Source organism: Pseudomonas cerasi (genome assembly GCF_900074915.1).
GTDB classification, from domain to species: domain Bacteria; phylum Pseudomonadota; class Gammaproteobacteria; order Pseudomonadales; family Pseudomonadaceae; genus Aquipseudomonas; species Aquipseudomonas cerasi.
In genome coordinates this window covers 5,375,925-5,393,524 of record NZ_LT222319.1, presented here as the reverse complement: position 1 = coordinate 5,393,524, position 17,600 = coordinate 5,375,925, and the positions used below count along the sequence as shown (strand labels likewise).

Annotated in this window: 12 protein-coding genes and 2 pseudogenes; 5 read left to right on the top strand and 9 right to left on the bottom strand. The window is 59.4% G+C overall.

The genetic code is table 11. The features are described from left to right. The first annotated feature begins 38 nt into the window (after positions 1 to 38). The 3 genes from PCPL58_RS26385 to hemE all read left to right on the top strand — a co-directional run bounded on the left by PCPL58_RS26385 (position 39) and on the right by hemE (position 6,347). On the top strand, positions 39 to 1,457 hold the full coding sequence (locus PCPL58_RS26385) for an FAD-dependent oxidoreductase (RefSeq protein ID WP_065350823.1): 1,419 nt from the start codon (positions 39 to 41) through the stop codon (positions 1,455 to 1,457). A 425-nt stretch (positions 1,458 to 1,882) separates the two neighbouring features. Beyond that, positions 1,883 to 5,143, top strand: a complete 3,261-nt coding sequence (locus PCPL58_RS26380; RefSeq protein WP_065350822.1) for a dermonecrotic toxin domain-containing protein — start codon at positions 1,883 to 1,885, stop codon at positions 5,141 to 5,143. A gap of 139 nt (positions 5,144 to 5,282) precedes the next feature. Then, entirely contained in the window at positions 5,283 to 6,347 is a 1,065-nt protein-coding gene (hemE, locus tag PCPL58_RS26375) for a uroporphyrinogen decarboxylase (RefSeq protein WP_065350821.1), read from the top strand. Between the two features lie 60 nt (positions 6,348 to 6,407). Here the strand turns inward: hemE and PCPL58_RS26370 are convergent, their stop codons facing one another. The 5 genes and pseudogenes from PCPL58_RS26370 to PCPL58_RS26350 all read right to left on the bottom strand — a co-directional run bounded on the left by PCPL58_RS26370 (position 6,408) and on the right by PCPL58_RS26350 (position 12,273). Then, a complete protein-coding gene (locus PCPL58_RS26370; RefSeq protein WP_065350820.1) occupies positions 6,408 to 7,883 on the bottom strand; it encodes an N-acyl-D-amino-acid deacylase family protein in 1,476 nt (491 codons plus the stop codon). 3 nt (positions 7,884 to 7,886) lie between these two features. After that, a complete protein-coding gene (locus PCPL58_RS26365; RefSeq protein ID WP_003432135.1) occupies positions 7,887 to 8,747 on the bottom strand; it encodes a MurR/RpiR family transcriptional regulator in 861 nt (286 codons plus the stop codon). Further along, a complete protein-coding gene (locus PCPL58_RS26360; protein WP_058416545.1) occupies positions 8,748 to 10,097 on the bottom strand; it encodes a GntP family permease in 1,350 nt (449 codons plus the stop codon). A gap of 267 nt (positions 10,098 to 10,364) precedes the next feature. Continuing rightward, positions 10,365 to 11,012: a retron system putative HNH endonuclease gene (locus PCPL58_RS26355; protein WP_065350819.1), complete on the bottom strand. Its 648-nt coding sequence runs from the start codon at positions 11,010 to 11,012 to the stop codon at positions 10,365 to 10,367. Next, positions 11,009 to 12,273 (bottom strand): annotated as a pseudogene (locus tag PCPL58_RS26350) (AAA family ATPase). Before PCPL58_RS26350 ends, PCPL58_RS26355 begins: the two are co-directional and overlap by 4 nt. Between PCPL58_RS26350 and PCPL58_RS32365 the strand changes: the two are divergent. Then, positions 12,220 to 12,354: a hypothetical protein gene (locus PCPL58_RS32365; RefSeq protein ID WP_269453973.1), complete on the top strand. Its 135-nt coding sequence runs from the start codon at positions 12,220 to 12,222 to the stop codon at positions 12,352 to 12,354. The pseudogene PCPL58_RS26350 and the gene PCPL58_RS32365 overlap by 54 nt on opposite strands. Here the strand turns inward: PCPL58_RS32365 and PCPL58_RS26340 are convergent. After that, positions 12,351 to 13,619 carry an MFS transporter gene (locus PCPL58_RS26340; RefSeq protein ID WP_083188500.1) on the bottom strand — a complete coding sequence of 423 codons (1,269 nt, stop codon included), beginning with the start codon at positions 13,617 to 13,619 and terminating at the stop codon, positions 12,351 to 12,353. The genes PCPL58_RS32365 and PCPL58_RS26340 overlap by 4 nt on opposite strands. 115 nt (positions 13,620 to 13,734) lie before the next feature. On the opposite strand from PCPL58_RS26340, the gene PCPL58_RS26335 reads away from it, so the two are divergent. Then, positions 13,735 to 14,625: a LysR family transcriptional regulator gene (locus PCPL58_RS26335; protein WP_065350818.1), complete on the top strand. Its 891-nt coding sequence runs from the start codon at positions 13,735 to 13,737 to the stop codon at positions 14,623 to 14,625. Positions 14,626 to 15,170: 545 nt separating this feature from the next. On the opposite strand, the pseudogene PCPL58_RS31770 reads toward PCPL58_RS26335, so the two are convergent. The 3 genes and pseudogenes from PCPL58_RS31770 to PCPL58_RS26320 form a co-directional block, all read right to left on the bottom strand. After that, positions 15,171 to 15,593: pseudogene (locus PCPL58_RS31770) on the bottom strand (hypothetical protein); the annotation flags it as partial. Continuing rightward, the gene (locus PCPL58_RS26325; RefSeq protein WP_058397756.1) at positions 15,590 to 16,324 is read right to left on the bottom strand and encodes a class I SAM-dependent methyltransferase; all 735 of its coding nucleotides are present in this window, start codon (positions 16,322 to 16,324) and stop codon (positions 15,590 to 15,592) included. The gene PCPL58_RS26325 and the pseudogene PCPL58_RS31770, both read right to left, overlap by 4 nt. Next, entirely contained in the window at positions 16,321 to 17,568 is a 1,248-nt protein-coding gene (locus PCPL58_RS26320; RefSeq protein WP_065350817.1) for an NAD(P)/FAD-dependent oxidoreductase, read from the bottom strand. The genes PCPL58_RS26325 and PCPL58_RS26320 overlap by 4 nt, the downstream gene beginning before the upstream one ends. Between the last annotated feature and the right edge of the window lie 32 nt (positions 17,569 to 17,600).

Here is a 17,600-nt window from a genome sequence, read left to right as displayed (position 1 = left end):
GCTTGTAACCTGAAGCTGCTGCAAAGAGGCTCCAGAGAATGGCTGAACGTCTCAGTAACGACTTCCAGTTCATCGACGTCGGACGTAAAGACCCGAAAAAGAAACTGCTGCGTCAACGCAAGAAAGAGTTCGTGGAAATCTACGAGCCTTTCAAGCCCCAGCAGTCTGCCGATCAGGCGCACCGCTGCCTGGGCTGCGGCAACCCGTACTGCGAATGGAAGTGCCCGGTGCACAACTTCATTCCCAATTGGCTCAAGCTGGTCGCCGAGGGCAATATCCTCGCGGCTGCGGAATTGTCGCACCAGACCAACACCCTGCCGGAAGTCTGCGGCCGCGTGTGCCCGCAGGATCGCCTGTGTGAAGGTGCCTGCACACTGAACGACGGTTTCGGTGCGGTGACCATCGGTTCGGTCGAGAAGTACATCACCGACACTGCTTTCGCAATGGGCTGGCGTCCGGACATGTCCAAAGTCGTGCCCACCGGCAAGCGCGTCGCGATCATCGGCGCAGGGCCTGCGGGACTGGGCTGTGCCGACGTGCTGGTGCGTGGCGGCGTGACCCCGGTGGTGTTCGACAAGAACCCGGAAATCGGCGGTCTGCTGACCTTCGGCATCCCGGAATTCAAGCTGGAGAAATCCGTGCTGAGCCATCGCCGTGAAGTGTTCACCGGCATGGGCATCGAATTCCGGCTAAATACCGAAGTCGGCAAGGATGTCACCATCGATCAACTGCTCGAAGAATACGATGCGGTGTTCATGGGTATGGGCACCTACACCTACATGAAAGGCGGCTTCCCCGGTGAGGATCTGCCGGGTGTGCACGATGCGCTCGACTTCCTGATTGCCAACGTCAACCGCAACCTGGGCTTCGAAAAGACGCCGGAAGACTTCGTCGACATGAAGGGCAAGCGGGTCGTGGTTCTGGGCGGTGGTGACACGGCGATGGACTGCAACCGCACCTCGATCCGCCAGGGCGCCAAGTCAGTGACCTGCGCCTACCGCCGCGACGAAGAAAACATGCCTGGCTCGCGCAAGGAAGTGAAAAACGCCAAGGAAGAAGGCGTGAAGTTCCTCTACAACCGTCAGCCTATCGCCATCATCGGCGAGGGCAAGGTTGAAGGCGTGAAAGTGGTCGAGACGCGCCTGGGCGAACCGGATGCCCGTGGTCGTCGCAGTCCCGAGCCGATTCCGGGCTCCGAAGAGATCATCCCGGCAGAAGCCGTGGTCATCGCCTTCGGCTTCCGCCCAAGCCCGGCACCATGGTTCGAGCAGTTCACCATCAGCACCGATAGCCAGGGCCGTGTCGTGGCCCCGGAACAGGCGCAGTACAAGCACCAGACCAGCAACCCGAAGATATTCGCCGGTGGCGACATGGTGCGCGGCTCCGACCTGGTGGTGACCGCTATCTTCGAAGGCCGTAATGCGGCTGAAGGGATTCTGGATTACCTGGGCGTCTGAGTCTGGTGTTGCCGGGGTGTGCCGTTGCTGACGCGCACCCCGACAACAAGCGTCTACCCTTCGCATGCACTGTGCCAATGTCTCTGACATCCCGCCCGGCACTTACTCTCTGGACTCGGTGTAACTCGCTCAGGAAGAGCGTTTCCACCGGTGAAGGCAGTGATGAATAGTCGTTTTTGCCTGTTTTCTGCGCTTTTGAATGCGTCAGGCGCGTGTGCGCTCGACGTGGCGGGTTTGAGATCTTCTGAAACAACCCCGATTCTCCGATCACGACCTGTTCGTAAGGGGCGCGATACTCGATTGTTAACGCCTTGTTTCTGCCCTCGGTTTCTGCTTCCGGAAGGCGTTACGCTGTTGCGCTTTCATCGGGATGCCAATTGCCGTGCAGGCACTCCCGCCATCCATGTCGCTATAAGGAAATAGCCATGTTGAAAGCCGCCCCCATGGGCAAACTTGCTCTATCCAAAGAACAGAAACTTCTCGGGCCGGACAGGTTCACGCCCAGTACGGTTGCCGTACGCGAACACCGGGCTCGAGAACGCGCGGACCGGATAATCGACCAATTCGTCGGGCGCTTTACAGAGAAGAACTTTTTCCCTGAAGGCGGTGAAGATGCGTTATTCGCCTTGCTGGTTCAGTTGCCTGACTGGCCTGCCAGCCTGTCTATCAGGATTCACAACGAAAACGACGAAGTGCTCGCGGTCTTTTTGAAAGGCAGCGATGAAAGCGCCGTTCAAGGCAGCATCGTCCTGATGCAAAACGCCGATGCCTATATCGTTCCGGATGATGTTCCGGTCTCCAATGATGAGCCGTTGCTGCACTGGGTGTTCAGTCAGTTGCCGGCAGGTTCCAGTGTCGGCATGGGTGGCAACTTTCCCGGCAGTCACAGTGATGACGGACGAATCGTTACCCTGCGCGAGCAAATAGCGGGTCTGGCAAATGACCAAAGGCCGCTGTTATTCGATGCACTGGTGGCGGCCGACGAGGGCGCCTCGAAGGGGCAACTGGATACCCGCACACGCAATCCTTTCCTGCCACTGTGGGTTCGTCAGCAGACTCTGCTTTCTGCGGTCCTGAGCGAGCTATGCGCTTTATACCCGGATGTTCCGGCCGGTCGTCTTGAAGGACTGTTAGAGCAGATGCCGCTGACAGAGCAGGAAGAAGCTGACTTTCTGGATAATGTTGTTCTGCCGGAGTCTTTCGACGAGGCGATGAGCATTTCTCTGGATGAGTGGAACAGCAGTCTGGCTATCGACGGCCTGTCGCGAACGCGGAGCTTCAATACCTACACGGATGAGCTGGCCCGCGAGATCATCAGAGAGTTGCTGACTGCCGAATCGGGGCGAGAGCTGGTGATCTTCGAACCCGGCGAGAGCGAGTATTTTCCGGAAGACCCTGACGATACCCGTATCGTTCTGCTGCATGACGGCTACGGCAACTACAGTGCTCGGGACACCGAAAGCGGCGGGTTTGTCTCATTCAAGCCGGGTACCGACAGCTTCTATCTTGCGATCAGTTCGCAATTGAAAGCCGAAGAGCGTTTTGCGCTGGGCATGCAGTTCGAGCAGGATGTGAAAGGCATTCGCGACGTTCTGACCCGGCGTGCCATTCAGAAAAATCGCGGCTGGTTCGACCCTGAGCAACCCACTGAAATCGAAAACGATTGTCTGCCTGACTGGTTCGCGAACGCGACCGATGTCGAAAAACAAAGCTGGAAAGTGGCGGTGCAGGACTACAGCCAGGCGTTGCTCGAAGCCCAGGCACCTGACCTGCCGGACCCTTCCGTTTACGGACAGCCTGACCGGTTGCGTAACTACGCGCGGGGAAAACTGCAAGAGCGAATTTTGCTCGACCACGGCATTACAGTGGATCCTGACCGCATCAGCGTTCATACCACCAGCGTCGAGATTGATCCGGGCATCGGCATTGATATCGATTATGAATATGTCGGCCCTTCCGAGCTGGAGCCGCATTACGAAACGCAAGAGCGCAGCCTTACAGATCTGTCGCTGGAGAACATTGCACTCACCAATATCAACTTTCTACTCACCGGTCGCGCGTTTGACGATCAGGGGCAACTGCTCAGTTTCCTCAACGCCGGTTATCTGTTCGGCCTGATTCGTGAGCTGAACATTGGTGAGGATTACTCAAGGTATCTCAGCATAGTCCTGTCCACGTCGGCGGCAGGACAATGGCACCGTGAGCGTTATGCACGCGTCATGCGCGCACAAATGCGCCTCGACGCGATCGAAGCGAAAATGGCGGGAGACTTTCTGGGCGATGGCGGGCTTCCTCCCGAGCTGGCGAACAGAGGCTACAAATGGGTTGCCGCTGTGCTCGATCACCCAGTTGACAGTGATGATCGCGCGACGGTGGAGGGGCATCGTATTCAGGTCAGCCAGTTATCCATCAATGGTGTGTCATTGAGCGGTGTATTGGTGATCGGCACCGAGTCGCGCCCCAGCGTCGCCAACGTGGTGGTTTTTACCCCGCAGGCTCCTGACGGCATGTGCTTCCGGGAAATGAGCGATACGCAGGAGTTCCGGCAGCGGATATTGCTTGAGCCCGAATTGCTGAACTACCTGGTGAGCAGGGCACCTTTGGCCTCACAGGCCGATGTCAGGCAGGTACTGACCGCTGGACGTGACACGCTGTTCATGGAACTGCAGCCGTGTACCGGGAGTTTTATTGAGGTGGTCTATGAGTCTGAAGTCGCGCGGGTCATTTCTGCTGTCGATGAACAGACCAATACCAACTGGGAAACCTATTGGGAAAGTGCCTGGGAAATCACCAAAACCGTTGGCGACATCCTCCTCACCTTCACACCTTTTAAAGTGCAACTGCCGATCGCTGCCCTTCGCAGTTTTTACGCTATCTGGCAGGGCGTTGGAAAGAAGTCCAGCGAACAGGGGAGTGCCCCGTTGTATTTGGTTCAGGCGGCATTGTTGCTGGCCGATGGGCTGACGCTGTCAAAAGGGCGGCGGGTCAGAACATCTTCTACGGCAACGGTTGGCCGCTCTGTGCTCGATCCGAAAACAGCGGTATCCAAAACGCCTGTCGGGCTGAAAGCGCGCAGTGAAGGGATTTACCGGGGCATCCATGAGAAAGCTCAAGAAGGTGTACCGAGCCGCTTTTACGCCGTGCAACAGGAAAAAGTCTATGCCGTCAGATACGACTCAGATTGTGCGGCATGGCGGGTTATTGATTCGCGGCGACCGGATGCGTATTACCAACTGCCGATCCAGCTCGACGATCAAGGTGTCTGGGTGCACGCGTCGGCCGGTTTGCGCGGTGGCGGCAGACACCGGATAACCAAGCTGCCCACGGAAACAGGGAACGGTACGGATACACCGGGCAAGAGTGCTGGAAAACTCAGGTACAAAATACACATGAGTGATTTTTTCAACGCTGCCGAATTCAAAAGAGCGGATAAGGAGATACAGGCCAAAGACCTGGAAGCCTCAGTCAAGAATGCTGTTGAGAAGTACGTTCTTGATGGCGCCGCTCACCTGCATAGATGGAAACCCACTGCAAAAAATAAACTGGATAAAAACGCAAAGTTTTTTTTCCTGGACTTGCCCTCCATTGGCGATAGCACCGGGAGAGGGGATTGGCGTCTGGTGCTCAAGCGTGTGGAAAAAGGCCTGCTCGAGCCTTTCGATATCCTCAACCATAAGCAAATGTGACGGAAATCAGCCGGTTCTGAAGGCGCATGCCCGTGCATAACGACAGCAAATCGGCACGATAGACAAAAGGCACGGCTCTCGCCGTGCCTTTTGCGTCGAGCTCTGAGAAAATGCCGGCACTTTTATTGCGGATGCCGACATGACTGCCCTGAAGAACGACCGTTTCCTTCGCGCTTTGCTCAAGCAACCCGTAGACGTCACGCCGGTATGGATGATGCGTCAGGCAGGTCGCTACCTGCCGGAATACCGCGCCAGCCGCGCCAGTGCCGGGGACTTCATGAGCCTGTGCAAGAACCCGCAGTTCGCCTGTGAAGTCACTTTGCAGCCGCTGGATCGCTACCCGCTGGACGCGGCGATTCTGTTCTCCGACATCCTGACCATTCCCGATGCGATGGGTCAGGGGCTGTACTTCGAAACCGGCGAAGGCCCGCGCTTCAGGAAAACCGTCAGCACGCTGGCTGACATCGAAGCGTTGCCGATCCCCGATGCGCAGCAGGACCTGGGCTACGTGATGGATGCGGTCAGCACCATTCGCCGCGAACTCAACGGTCGCGTACCGCTGATCGGTTTCGCCGGCAGCCCGTGGACGCTGGCGACCTACATGGTCGAGGGCGGTTCGTCAAAAGACTTCCGCAAATCCAAGGCCATGCTCTACGACAACCCGCAAGCGATGCACCTGCTGCTCGACAAGCTGGCGCAGTCAGTGGCCTCCTACCTCAATGGCCAGATTCTGGCCGGTGCGCAAGCCGTGCAGATCTTCGACAGCTGGGGCGGCAGCCTGTCTTCGGCGGCGTATCAGGAGTTCTCGCTGGCCTACATGCGCAAGATCGTCAACGGCCTGATTCGCGAAAACGACGGGCTCAAGGTGCCAGTGATCGTGTTCACCAAAGGTGGCGGTCTGTGGCTGGAAAGCATTGCCGACATCGGTGCGGACACCCTCGGGCTGGACTGGACCTGTGACATCGGCGAAGCGCGTCAGCGTGTCGGCAGCAAGGTTTCGCTGCAAGGCAACATGGACCCGACCGTGCTGTACGCCCGCCCGGAAGCCATCCGCCAGGAAGTCGCACGCATCCTTGCCAGCTACGGCAGCGGCACCGGGCACGTCTTCAACCTCGGCCACGGCATCACCCCTGAAGTCGACCCGGCCAATGCCGGCGCGTTCATCAATGCGGTGCACGAGTTGTCGGCGCAGTATCACCAGTAATTGCCGAGCCAACGAGGCGTCGATGCCTCAAGACGCATCGATTGATTTAAGCGCCGACGACTACGTCGGCGCTTTTGCATCCGCAAAGCCCTGCCGCAGCGAACCGCTGCGTGGCAGGAATCTACCTTGGCGCTCGCCTTGCGCCTTGCCTTCTGCGTAGCTCAGGCGACCGTTGACCCAGACACCGTCGATGCCCTGCGCCGCTCGCTGAGGGTCTTTGAAATCCGCCACGTCGCGCACGGTTTGCGGGTTGAACAACACCAGATCCGCCCAGTAACCCTCGCGAATAAGGCCGCGTTCGTGCAAGGCGAAGCGCGCGGCTGATAGCCCGGTCATTTTGTGTACGGCGGTGTGCAACGCAAACAGCCCCTTGTCGCGGCTGAAATGCCCAAGCACCCTCGGGAACGCGCCCCACAGGCGCGGATGAGGAAACGGGTCCTCCGGAAGGCCATCGGAGCCGATCATCGCCAGCGGGTGAGACATGATGCGTTCGACGTCGCCCTCATCCATGCCGTAGTACACCGCACCCGCAGGCTGTAACTTGCGTGCGGCGTCCAGCAATGACAGCCCCCAGTCGGCGGCAATGTCCTGCAGATCTCTGCCGCCTTGATCCGGGTGTGGCGTAGACCAGGTGATGGTGATGCGAAATGCGTCAGTCACCTGTTTAAGGTCCAGCGTTGAAGAACTGGCCGCATAGGGATAGCAGTCGCAGCCTACCGGATGGTCCTGCGCGGCCTCTTCCAGGGCCGCCAGCAGTTGCGGGCTGCGTCCCCAGTTGCCGGCACCGGCGCACTTCATGTGCGAGATGATGACCGGTGAGCGCGCATGGCGACCTATATCGAATGCTTCTGCCATGGCCTCAAGCACCGGCTCGAATTCGCTGCGCAGATGGGTGGTGTAAGTCGCGCCGAACGCGCTGAGTTCCTCAGCCAGTTGTTTGACCTCGCTGGTTTCGGCCGAGAACGCCGAAGCGTAGGCAAGGCCGGTCGACAACCCCAGCGCGCCCGCTTCCAGGCTGTCGCGCAACTGCTCGCGCATCGCGGCGATTTCTTCCGGGCTGGCGCTGCGCAACAAGTCATCCATGTGGTTGCTGCGCAAGGCGGTATGGCCGATCAGGGCCGCCACGTTAACGGCGGGCCGGGCGTTTTCAACCGCCGCGCGGTAGTCGGTGAAACGTGGATAGACGAACGCCGCGGCGTCGCCCAGCAGGTTCATCGGGTCGGGCGGATTGCCGCTCAGCGAGACCGGCGCCGCGCTGATCCCGCAGTTGCCGACGATGACGGTCGTCACGCCCTGGCTGATTTTCGGCAGCATCTCGGGTTTGCGGATGACCACCGTATCGTCGTGGGTGTGCACATCGATAAATCCGGGGGCCAGCACGCGACCGGCCGCATCGATTTCTTCCCGGGCACTGGAACCGGTCAGACTGCCGATGCGCTGGATGCGCCCTTCGCTGATCGCCACATCGGCGCGTACCCCCGGCGTGTCACTGCCGTCGATGACCAGTGCGTTGCGAATGATCAGGTCATAAAGCATGGTTCAGTCTCCCAGCGGCAGGCCATCTTCACCGCCACGGTATTCATCCAGCGCAAGCTTGATCCGGCGCAGCCGCTCCTGATTGTCTTCAGGGCTCGCCAGCGCCAGTTCAGTGGCCAGCACATCGATGGTCAGCAGCATGCCGTAACGCGCTGCGGTAGGTTTATAGATGAAATTGGTTTCAGCAATTTGCAGCGGCAGCACAACCTCGGCCAGTTGTGCCAACGGTGAGTCAGGCAGCGTGATGGCCAGCACGCGGGCACCGTAGCTGCGGGCCAGGGTCACGGCGTCGAGCAGTTCCGGTGTACGCCCGCTGAGCGAGCAGACAATCAGGCTGTGTTGCGGGCCAAGCGTAGCGGCGACCATGCGCATCATCACCGGGTCGCGGCAGGCGGCCACCGGGTAACCCAGGCGCACCAGCCGGGTTTGCAGTTCCTCGCTGCACAGGCTGGAGCAACCGCCCATGCCGAATGTGTGAATCATGCGTGCGTCGGCGACACAGGCGATGGCGGCGGCAAAGCGTGTTGCATCGAAGCCCGCCAGGTGCTGGCGCAGGGTCGCTTCGATGTCGTCGACGATCCGGGTGAAAAACGCCGACTGCTCCGGCGCCGGTTCAGGATGAAGGAAGCGGCTGCCGACGCCGCTGGCCTGGGCCAGTTGCAGGCGCAAATCGCGCAGATCCCGACAACCGATGCTGCGTGCGAAGCGTGACAGCGTCGCACTGCTGACCTCGGCGCGGCTGGCCAGCTCATCCAGACTGGCACTGGCCGCGAAGGCGATATCGCTGAGCAACAGCCTGGCGATTCGTCCCTCTCCCGCGCTGAGGGAATCCTGACGGGCACGTATCTGGTACAGAATGTCCACTCAAAGCACCTGCGCCAGGCCCAGCGTCAGGGCAAAAGCGACGACAGAAATCAGCGTCTCCAAGACCGTCCAGGTCTTGAACGTTTGCGCGACGGTCATGTTGAAATACTCCTTGATAAGCCAGAAACCACCGTCGTTGACGTGGGAAAAGATCACCGAGCCTGCGCCCGTCGCCAGCACCAGCAATTCGGGGTGCGGGTAACCCAGCCCCAGCGCGACAGGCGCAACAATGCCCGATGCGGTGGTCATTGCTACCGTCGCCGAGCCTGTCGCTACACGCATCAGTGCAGCGAAAAGCCAGCCCATCAGCAGGGGTGACAGATGAAAGTCCTGCGCCAGACCAACGATCTGGTTGGTGACACCGCTGTCGACCAGAATACGGTTCAAACCGCCACCGGCACCGACCAGCAACGTGATGCTGGCGGTCGGTGCCAGGCACTCATTGGTGAATTTCAGGATCGAGTCGCGGTTGAAGCCCTGAGCGATGCCCAGCGTCCAGAAACTCAACAGGGTGGCCAGCAGCAGGGCGATCACCGAGTTGCCGATGAACAGCAAAAAGCCATTGAACGCACTGCCCGGTGTGCTGATCAGGTTGGCCCAGCCACCCAGCAGCATCAGCACCACCGGCAGCAGAATCGTGGCCATGGTCAGGCCGAAGCTGGGCAGCTTCTGGCGTGGTTCGCGGTCGAGAAACTGCTTGGCCAGCGGGTTTTCAGCTGGCAAGTGGATGCGCGGCACAATGAATTTGGCATACACCGGACCGGCGATGATCGCCGTGGGGATGCCGATCAGGATGGCGTAGAAGAGCGTTTGCCCCACCGACGCCTGATACGCCTGCACCGCGAGCATCGCAGCAGGGTGTGGCGGCACCAGCGCATGCACCACCGAGAGACCGGCGACCATCGGCAGGCCGACCATCAGAATCGACACCCCGACACGCCGGGCCACGGTAAAGGCAATCGGCACCAGCAGAACGAAGCCGACTTCGAAGAACAGTGGCAAGCCCACCAGAAACGCAATGCAGACCATGGCCCAGTGCGCGTTACGTTCGCCAAAGCGGTCGATCAGAGTGCGCGCCACCTGCTCGGCGCCGCCAGACTCGGCCATCATCTTTCCAAGCATGGTGCCCAGCGCTACGACCAGCGCGATATGCCCCAGCGTCTTGCCAACCCCCGCTTCATAGGAGGCGACCACGCCACTGGCCGGCATTCCCGCGACCAGGGCCAGACCGACCGAAACAAGCGTAATGACGATAAACGGATTGAGGCGGTAACGCGCGATCAGCACGATCAAGGCGATGATGGCGACAGCGGCGTAGACCAACAGCGAAATACCGGGAGACGGCGACATAGCGGCGGTTCCTTGCAGAATGGGTAGGCGAGAGCGCAATACCGACGGCTGAAGCCGTCAGCCTGAAGGCGACTCGGGGGTACTCGGCAGGGATAACGCAATAAGGTGGAGCAGGGGCGTTTCAGGGCGATCACAGGTATTCATTGTTTTTATCTCTGCTTTCGTGATGAAAATAAATTACACGAAAATGAAATATAAACAAATATATGAAAATAATTTTCTTTTTTGGGTCGTGTCTCGCTAATGGGGGCGGTGCTGAGGCGCGACCTACCGCTGCGTCAGCAATTGCTCCGCATAGCGCGCAACGACATGGCCGAAAGCAATAGAGGTATTAGCGGTGCCCGAGCGCAGGCTGTCTACGAGGTTAGCGAGTTCCGCATCACTGGCGCTGGATATGAATTGTTCATCGAACACACCCGTGATGGCCTCCTGACGTCTTTTGGTCAGATACGCGATATCGAGTGCGAGCTTTTCGATCATTGTCGTGGCGGGAAGGTCGGTGTAGGACGTGCTCTGGATTTTCCCTGTCAGCAAGTAACGGAAGCGCTGTTCGCAATCGTCCTCTGTCGGAGAAATGTGCAGGTCCTCATCGAACCAGTTGCCTTTGTAGTGACCGCAGTGCAACTCACCACCTGCTTTCTTGTCACGCAGACAGGACGCATGGAGATTGCTGTATTCAAGTGCAAGTGGGAGGTAGTGCTCCTGCGGCCTGAAATGCTCTATGTGGCTGCTACAAAGATCTATCGCTCCGCCGCAATAGCAGCATGAGAAGTTCTGCTCTCGCAACAGCCCGTCATGCAAGTCGCGTTTTTGCGGTTTCTGCAAGGCTGGATAGGTGGGCGTCCAGTCTTCGTTTGCGCTGGCTTTCCATTCGGTGAATGACGCAGGCTCAGTTCCTTTGATGATGCGTCTCATCGTCCAATGATCTCCTTGCGCTTGAGCAGCGCCTCGGCACCCGCGAACTCTGGTAGATCGGGCGCCTTCTTCTTCAGTGCATCAAGCTGCGACCTGGCTTTTTCAAGCTCGTTGTTTTCCAGAGTGCTGAATAGCTGATCGAGCAACTCTTCAATTTCGGGCTCACGCTGAGGCACGCCCATGACTTCTTCCAGAATGCTGCTGGAGTCCAGGCCGTAGGTTGCTTTTGGGTGAGAGCCGTCATGGTTATTCAGCAGGATGACCTCGCCCGGCTGTAAGCTGCCGATGACCTGTGGCGAGTGGCTGGCTGCGATGAACTGGACGCTGGGAAATGCTTTTTTCAGCGCGGGTGCAATGGTGCGTTGCCAGCCGGGGTGCAGGTGGATGTCCAGTTCATCAATCACGATGATGCCGTTTGTCTTGCTTAGAACATCCTTCCCCATGTGCGGATTTAGCAGGCAGATACGGCGAGCAATATCGGCGAAGAGTGCGACCATTCCGCGTTGCCCGTCGCTCAGGTCGTTGAACGGGATTTTTCGGTCATCCATTTCGACTACCAACGCACGTAGCTCCATGTCGTACTCTATTCCGGTGGCGTCGGGTAGTGCGCATTGGATGGCTGAGTTTATCCAGGTCAGTTCGTCGTTGAAAACGCTGGAAGAACCTGCTCGGGATAGCCTTTGAAAGCGCTCCAGTGTCTTGCCGATGAACCAGGTCTCGAAGTTTTTCAAGTTGGAAGCGGCATCGAACCAAGAGGTGTAGGCATCCAGTCTTGATGGTTTGCTCTGTGCAGCATGCTCAGCGGTTACACTCATCGTCAGCCAGCGCCGATTGGCTTGATAGACGGCGAATACAGGCAAATCCCCGTGAGTAGCACCGTCGATGCTGATCAGATTTTCCGAAAATACGAGACTGTTCAGCGCGCTAAAATTTGTCTGAAGACTGTTGCGTTCTAGCGATACGTGCCATTCCTGATGTTCAAACGCCCCACCTTGGGCAGTCAACACGAGAGGATAGCTGCGCTCAAAACGAATCCTGTCTTCGAACTTTACTAACTCGAACCGAACATCGGACTCGGCTATCGATGGTTGATGGACGCCAATGCTCCCAAGTAGATTCCCGAAGCATCCCGCCACCCCCAGCAACAACGACGTCTTCCCACTGCCATTAACCCCACCACCAGATTGAATCCCGGCTGGAAGTCGAAATGAGCATCTTCGTAGCAACGAAAATTCTGCAGGTGGAGGTGGTCGAGGCGCATGTCGGTTTCCTTTACCAGAACTGGCGGATGCGCCAGTGTACCTTGGCTAACTCTATGCGCCATCGCCCGATGTGTGACTAAACCTTCGCCCCCAGCGGCTGCAACCTTGCCAACCTCAACGCCACACCAAGGGCGATCAGCAGCAACACGCCGATAAACAGCCCGATGCCGTTCCATCCCGCGTAGTGCCAGAACACGCCGCCGCCGGTTCCGGCTACGCTCGAGCCTGCGTAGTAACAGAACAGGTACAGGGACGCGGCCTGGCCTCTGGCGGTGGTGGCCCTGCGTCCGACCCAGCTGCTGGCCACCGAATGTGCGCCGAAGAAGCCGAAAGTGAAGATCAGTACGCCGACGATCACCAGCGGCAGCGGGGTGAACAGGGTCAGCAGCAGGCCGGCCAGCATCATCACGATCACGGCCCAGAGCACCTGTCGGCGGCCAAGGCGGTCAGCCAGCGAGCCGATCTTTGCCGAGCTGTAGATGCCCGACAGGTACACCACGGAAAACACCCCGACCACGGCCTGGCTCAGGTTGTAGGGTGCGCTCAGAAAGCGGTAGGCGATGTAGTTGAACAGCGTGACGAATGCGCCCATCAGCAGAAAGCCGGTCAGAAACAGCAGCGGCAAGCCTGCATCGCGAAACTGCACCACAAACCCGTCGAGCAGACTGCGAGGGTGCAGCGAGCGCGGGCGGAAGTTGCGCGAGGCCGGCAGGATCCTCCAGAACACCGCTGCGGCGATCAGCGCCAGCCCGCCAACTACCAGCATTGCCGCGTGCCAGCTGACATAGTCGATCATCACCCCGACGATCAGCCTTCCGCTCATACCACCGACGGCGCTGCCGCCGATATACAGGCCCATCGCCAGACCCAGATGGGTGGGGTGGATCTCCTCGCTCAGGTAGGTCATGGCCACCGCCGCGAGGCCGCTCAGTGACAGGCCTACCAGGGCGCGGGTAATCAGTACGCCCTCCCAGCTGGGCATCAAGGCGCTGGCGATGGTGAACAGCGACGCACAGAACAGCGCCATGACCATCACCGGCTTGCGCCCCAGCCGATCGGATATCGGCCCGGTGATCAGCAGGCCGATGGCGAGCATTGCCGTGGCGACGGACAGGATCAGGCTGCTTTGTGCTGCCGTCAGGGAGAACTCGCTGGACAGCGTCGGCATCATCGGCTGAACGCAGTACAGCAGGGTAAAGGTCGAAAACCCGCCAGCGAACAGCGCCAGTGCAGTACGTTTGAAAAGCGGCGTGTTCTTTTCGATGTAGGTATCGCCGGGCAGTGTCGACGACTGTACGGACGGGGTGTTCAGGTCTGGGGTGGGCGGGGCGACGGCAGGGTTCACAAAGACCTCAGGGCATGATTGAGCAGGCGATGAAAAAATCATATAGCTCGCTAATCATTCCATCCAATATATTGTTCGACCTGTTTGATAGGTAAAACGACTTAATGGAGGCCGCATGGAATTGCGTCATCTGCGTTACTTCATCGCGGTTGCCGAAGAGCTGCATTTTGGCCGCGCCGCGCAGGCGCTGGGTATTTCGCAACCGCCGCTCAGCCAGCAGATTCAGACGCTGGAGCAGGAACTGGGCACGCGCTTGTTCGAGCGCACCAACCGGCGCGTCGAGTTGAGCGAATCCGGGCGGCTGTTTCTCGACGAAGCACGGCTGGTGCTGGCGCAGGTCGACAAGGCCACTGACGTGGCGCGGCGTGCGCAACTGGGTGAGATCGGCGAGCTGAAAATCGGCTTTACCTCATCTGCGCCGTTTACGTCGAGCATTCCGCAGGCGATTTTTGCTTTCCGCCAGTCCTACCCGGACGTGCACCTGACCCTGACCGAGATCACCAGTCAGGAAGTGGCGGCAGGTCTTGAGGACAAAACCATTCAGGTCGGCATCATGCGCCCGCTGGCATTGCCCGATTCATTGGTGGTGTTCGAATTGCTCAGTGAACCGCTGGTGGCGATCATGCGTGCCGACCATCCTCTGGCGGCAGAAAGCGAGGAGGGGATCTACATGGCAGCGTTGGCCGCCGAGCCGTTCGTGTTCTTCCCGCGCACCTACGGCAGCGGCATCTACGCGCAAGTCCTGAGCCTGGCGCGCGCCGCAGGGTTCAGCCCGCTGATCACCCAGGAAGCGGGCGAAGTGATGACCATCATCGGCCTGGTTGCAGCAGGATTGGGCGTCACCGTACTGCCTGCGTCCTACCGGCGAATGCGCATCGACGGCGTGGTCTACCGCAACGTCCTCGACCCCGGCGCAACCAGCGCGGTGTGGCTGGTGCAACGCAAGGACGAACAATCGCCCATGGCCAAGGCGTTCACCGAGCTGTTAACGCGCAATGTGGGGTGATTCAAAGGTACTGATGATAGGACGCAGAGCGTCCAGAACGGCATGCGACGCAGAGCGCCGTACGATGGTTGAGATTCTGGCCGCAGGCCGTGGGAGCGAGCTTGCTCGCGATCTGCCGGGAACCGGCAGCAAGACCGGTGTATGCGGTGCATCAGGCATGGCCGGGCCGCTTCTCAGCCGGTCGTAACCTCCCGAACGTCCTGCGGGCAGCAGCCCTCTCTTGTAGGCATGTTGATACCTAAAGATCGGACGCAGAGCGACCAGAACTGCATTCCCACGCCGGAGAGTGGGAACGATAAGTGTGTGGACTGGAGCATGAGGAACGACAGGCGTCCCAGATAACACGCTTAGTGCCAACGCCTGAAGATCAGCGAGGTGTTCACGCCGCCAAATGCGAAGTTGTTGTTCATCACGTATTCGTTGCTCATGTACCTTGGTTCGCCGACGATGTAGTCCAGTTCACCGCACTGTGGGTCGATGTCGACCAGGTTGAACGTATGGATATAGCGATCGCTGTTGAGCATTTCGATGCTGAACCATGACTCCATAGTGAATGCGTTGGCCGACTGATATTCGACCAGCCAGCGATCGTCCAGGCGTCGCTGCATGCCCTGGCGGTAAGCCGTCGGGTAGCGGCCATGCATTTCCAGGTCCGGGGTCATGGCGAACATCAGCGCAGCGAACAGCTCGCGGGCTTCGGGATTGGGCGGCAGCAAACCGTCGGCTTGCCATTTGCCGTCGATCAGCAACTGGCGCGCCTGGGGAATGCCCAGCGGGTCCATCATCGACCAGCGCAATCCGCCGTTTTCGCGCTGGATGATCAGTAACCAGTCCTGATGCTGATCGGCCTGGCGACGCTCGATGTGCAGCTGCATCGGCAATTACATGGTCGGTGCGCTGGTCGGCAGCGGGGCTTGTGCCGCACAGCCGCCGAGCAGCAGGAAGGCTAAAAACAGTATGCGAATCATGATGCTTCCACTTCCAGGGGTTTGCGGGCCACGACATTGACCAGCGTTTCCTCACGTTGCCCGAACGGCCTGGGCTTTTGCAGTTTCAAGACTTCGAGCAGGCCGAAGTCCCTGGCGCGGCTCCACCACAGGTAAGGGTACGAAACATTCGGTGCATCGAACTCGAAACCCTGGTCGCGGATCATCTGCAGATACTGCGCCGCGCTTTTCTGAACATGCATCGGGTGGCGGAACAGCCAGCGAATTACCCAGGTGTCGATGTACGCCTCGGTCGACTCGGCGAACAGCAGGTAGCCGCCCGGTTTGAGTACCCGGTAAAACTCGGCCAGCGCTTGTTCCTGCTCCACCAGATGATGGAAAGTCTGGTGGCAGAACAGCAAATCGACGCTGGCGTCGGGTACTGGCAGAGCTGCGCAGTCGCTGCCGATCAGCTCGACCTCTACGCCTCTGGCCCGCGCCTCTTCGCGACTCATCTCGAGGCTGTGCGGATCGGCGTCGACACCGATGAGCCTGGACGGCTGAAAAACCTTGTTCAGATGCTGGAACGAGCGGCCTTGCCCGCACCCGGCGTCGAGCAACACCGGCGCAACCGGCGGCGGGCTGGCGAACAGGCTGTGCAAGTCGTCTATCGCCACGCGCAGCACGCGGTACTGCCAGATGTTGCTGCGCAGAAACCACAGGCCGAAGCGGGTTTCCTCGACATAACTGTCACTCAGGAACGGTCGACTCATGAACCACCGTCCGCGCAGATTTCCGAAAGTGTGCGCAGGCGGCGCTTGGGCTCGCTGACAAACGGATTGCGTTCGTCCCAGGCATAACCGGCCAGAATCGAGCTGATCATGCGGCGGATGTCCGGAGCGCTGCCAGGGTAGAAAATCACGCTCTGGAACGTACCGTCATACCAGCCCTCGACATAGGCACGAAAGGTGTCGACGCCACGTTTCAATGGCACCGCGAACTCGCTTTCCCAATCCACGTTTTCGCCCTGCAACTGGCGGCTCAGCACGCCAGCCGCCATGCTCGCCGAACACATGGCGATGGTCACACCTGACGAAAACACCGGGTCGAGGAATTCCGCCGCATTGCCCAGCAGCGCAAAGCCTTTGCCGTGCAGGGTCTTGACGTTGGCCGAGTAGCCGCCGATGGTTCTCGCTGGCGTATCCCAGACTGCGTTTTTCAGCACGCTGGTCAGTTGCGGTGTTTCATCGATAAAGGCGCGCAGGCAGGCATCCAGATCCTCGGGCTTGTCCTTGAAGCGTTCAGCCGAGGCGACCACGCCTATCGAACAGCGGCCTTCGCTGAACGGGATCGACCAGAACCACACATCGCTGTGCTGCGGATGGATGCTGACGAGAATCTTGCGGCGGTCGAAGGGCGGGCTTTCGATGCGGTCTTCGATATGGGTGAACACCGCCTGGCGCACCGGAAAACCCGACGGCGCTTCCAGATCCAGCAAGCGCGGCAGCACACGGCCATAGCCGCTGGCGTCGAGTACGAAGCTGGCCTGCACGCTGTATTCGCTGCCGTCCTCACGCCTCACACGCAAAACCGGCTGCGGACCATCGAAGTCGGCGCTGACGATCTCTTCCTGATAGCGGATGTCCACGCCTTGCAGCGCAGCCTGATCGGCGAGCAGTTTGTCGAACTCGCTGCGCTGCACCTGAAAGGTCGTCGGCTTGCCGTTGCTGAACGTATCGCTGAAGTCGAAATCGCTGTATTGCTCGCCACGCGCGAAGGCTGCGCCATTTTTGGGCTGGAAACCGGCGGCCTGCACGGCCTCCAGCATCCCGGCTTCTTCGACGAAGTCCAGGCAGTGGCACAGCAGGCTTTCACCGATGGAGAAGCGCGGAAACAGCTGGCGCTCGATGATCAGCACGTCATGGCCCTGGCGTTTGAGCAGGGCAGCCGCTATTGAACCGGCCGGGCCGGCACCGATGATGACGACCTGACGAATTTCCCTATCAGTGATGGGCACAGGTATTCCTTTTCGGTTGGGCGGTGGCTGGG

What these genes read in the sequence shown, in the direction of transcription:
- PCPL58_RS26370 (WP_065350820.1), bottom strand. Translation starts at nt 7,883, where the DNA reads ATGCTTTATGACCTGATCATTCGCAACGCACTGGTCATCGACGGCAGT.
- PCPL58_RS26360 (WP_058416545.1), bottom strand. Translation starts at nt 10,097, where the DNA reads ATGTCGCCGTCTCCCGGTATTTCGCTGTTGGTCTACGCCGCTGTCGCC.
- hemE (WP_065350821.1), top strand. Translation starts at nt 5,283, where the DNA reads ATGACTGCCCTGAAGAACGACCGTTTCCTTCGCGCTTTGCTCAAGCAA.
- PCPL58_RS26325 (WP_058397756.1), bottom strand. Translation starts at nt 16,324, where the DNA reads ATGAGTCGACCGTTCCTGAGTGACAGTTATGTCGAGGAAACCCGCTTC.
- PCPL58_RS26355 (WP_065350819.1), bottom strand. Translation starts at nt 11,012, where the DNA reads ATGAGACGCATCATCAAAGGAACTGAGCCTGCGTCATTCACCGAATGG.
- PCPL58_RS32365 (WP_269453973.1), top strand. Translation starts at nt 12,220, where the DNA reads ATGAGCATCTTCGTAGCAACGAAAATTCTGCAGGTGGAGGTGGTCGAG.
- PCPL58_RS26380 (WP_065350822.1), top strand. Translation starts at nt 1,883, where the DNA reads ATGTTGAAAGCCGCCCCCATGGGCAAACTTGCTCTATCCAAAGAACAG.
- PCPL58_RS26385 (WP_065350823.1), top strand. Translation starts at nt 39, where the DNA reads ATGGCTGAACGTCTCAGTAACGACTTCCAGTTCATCGACGTCGGACGT.
- PCPL58_RS26335 (WP_065350818.1), top strand. Translation starts at nt 13,735, where the DNA reads ATGGAATTGCGTCATCTGCGTTACTTCATCGCGGTTGCCGAAGAGCTG.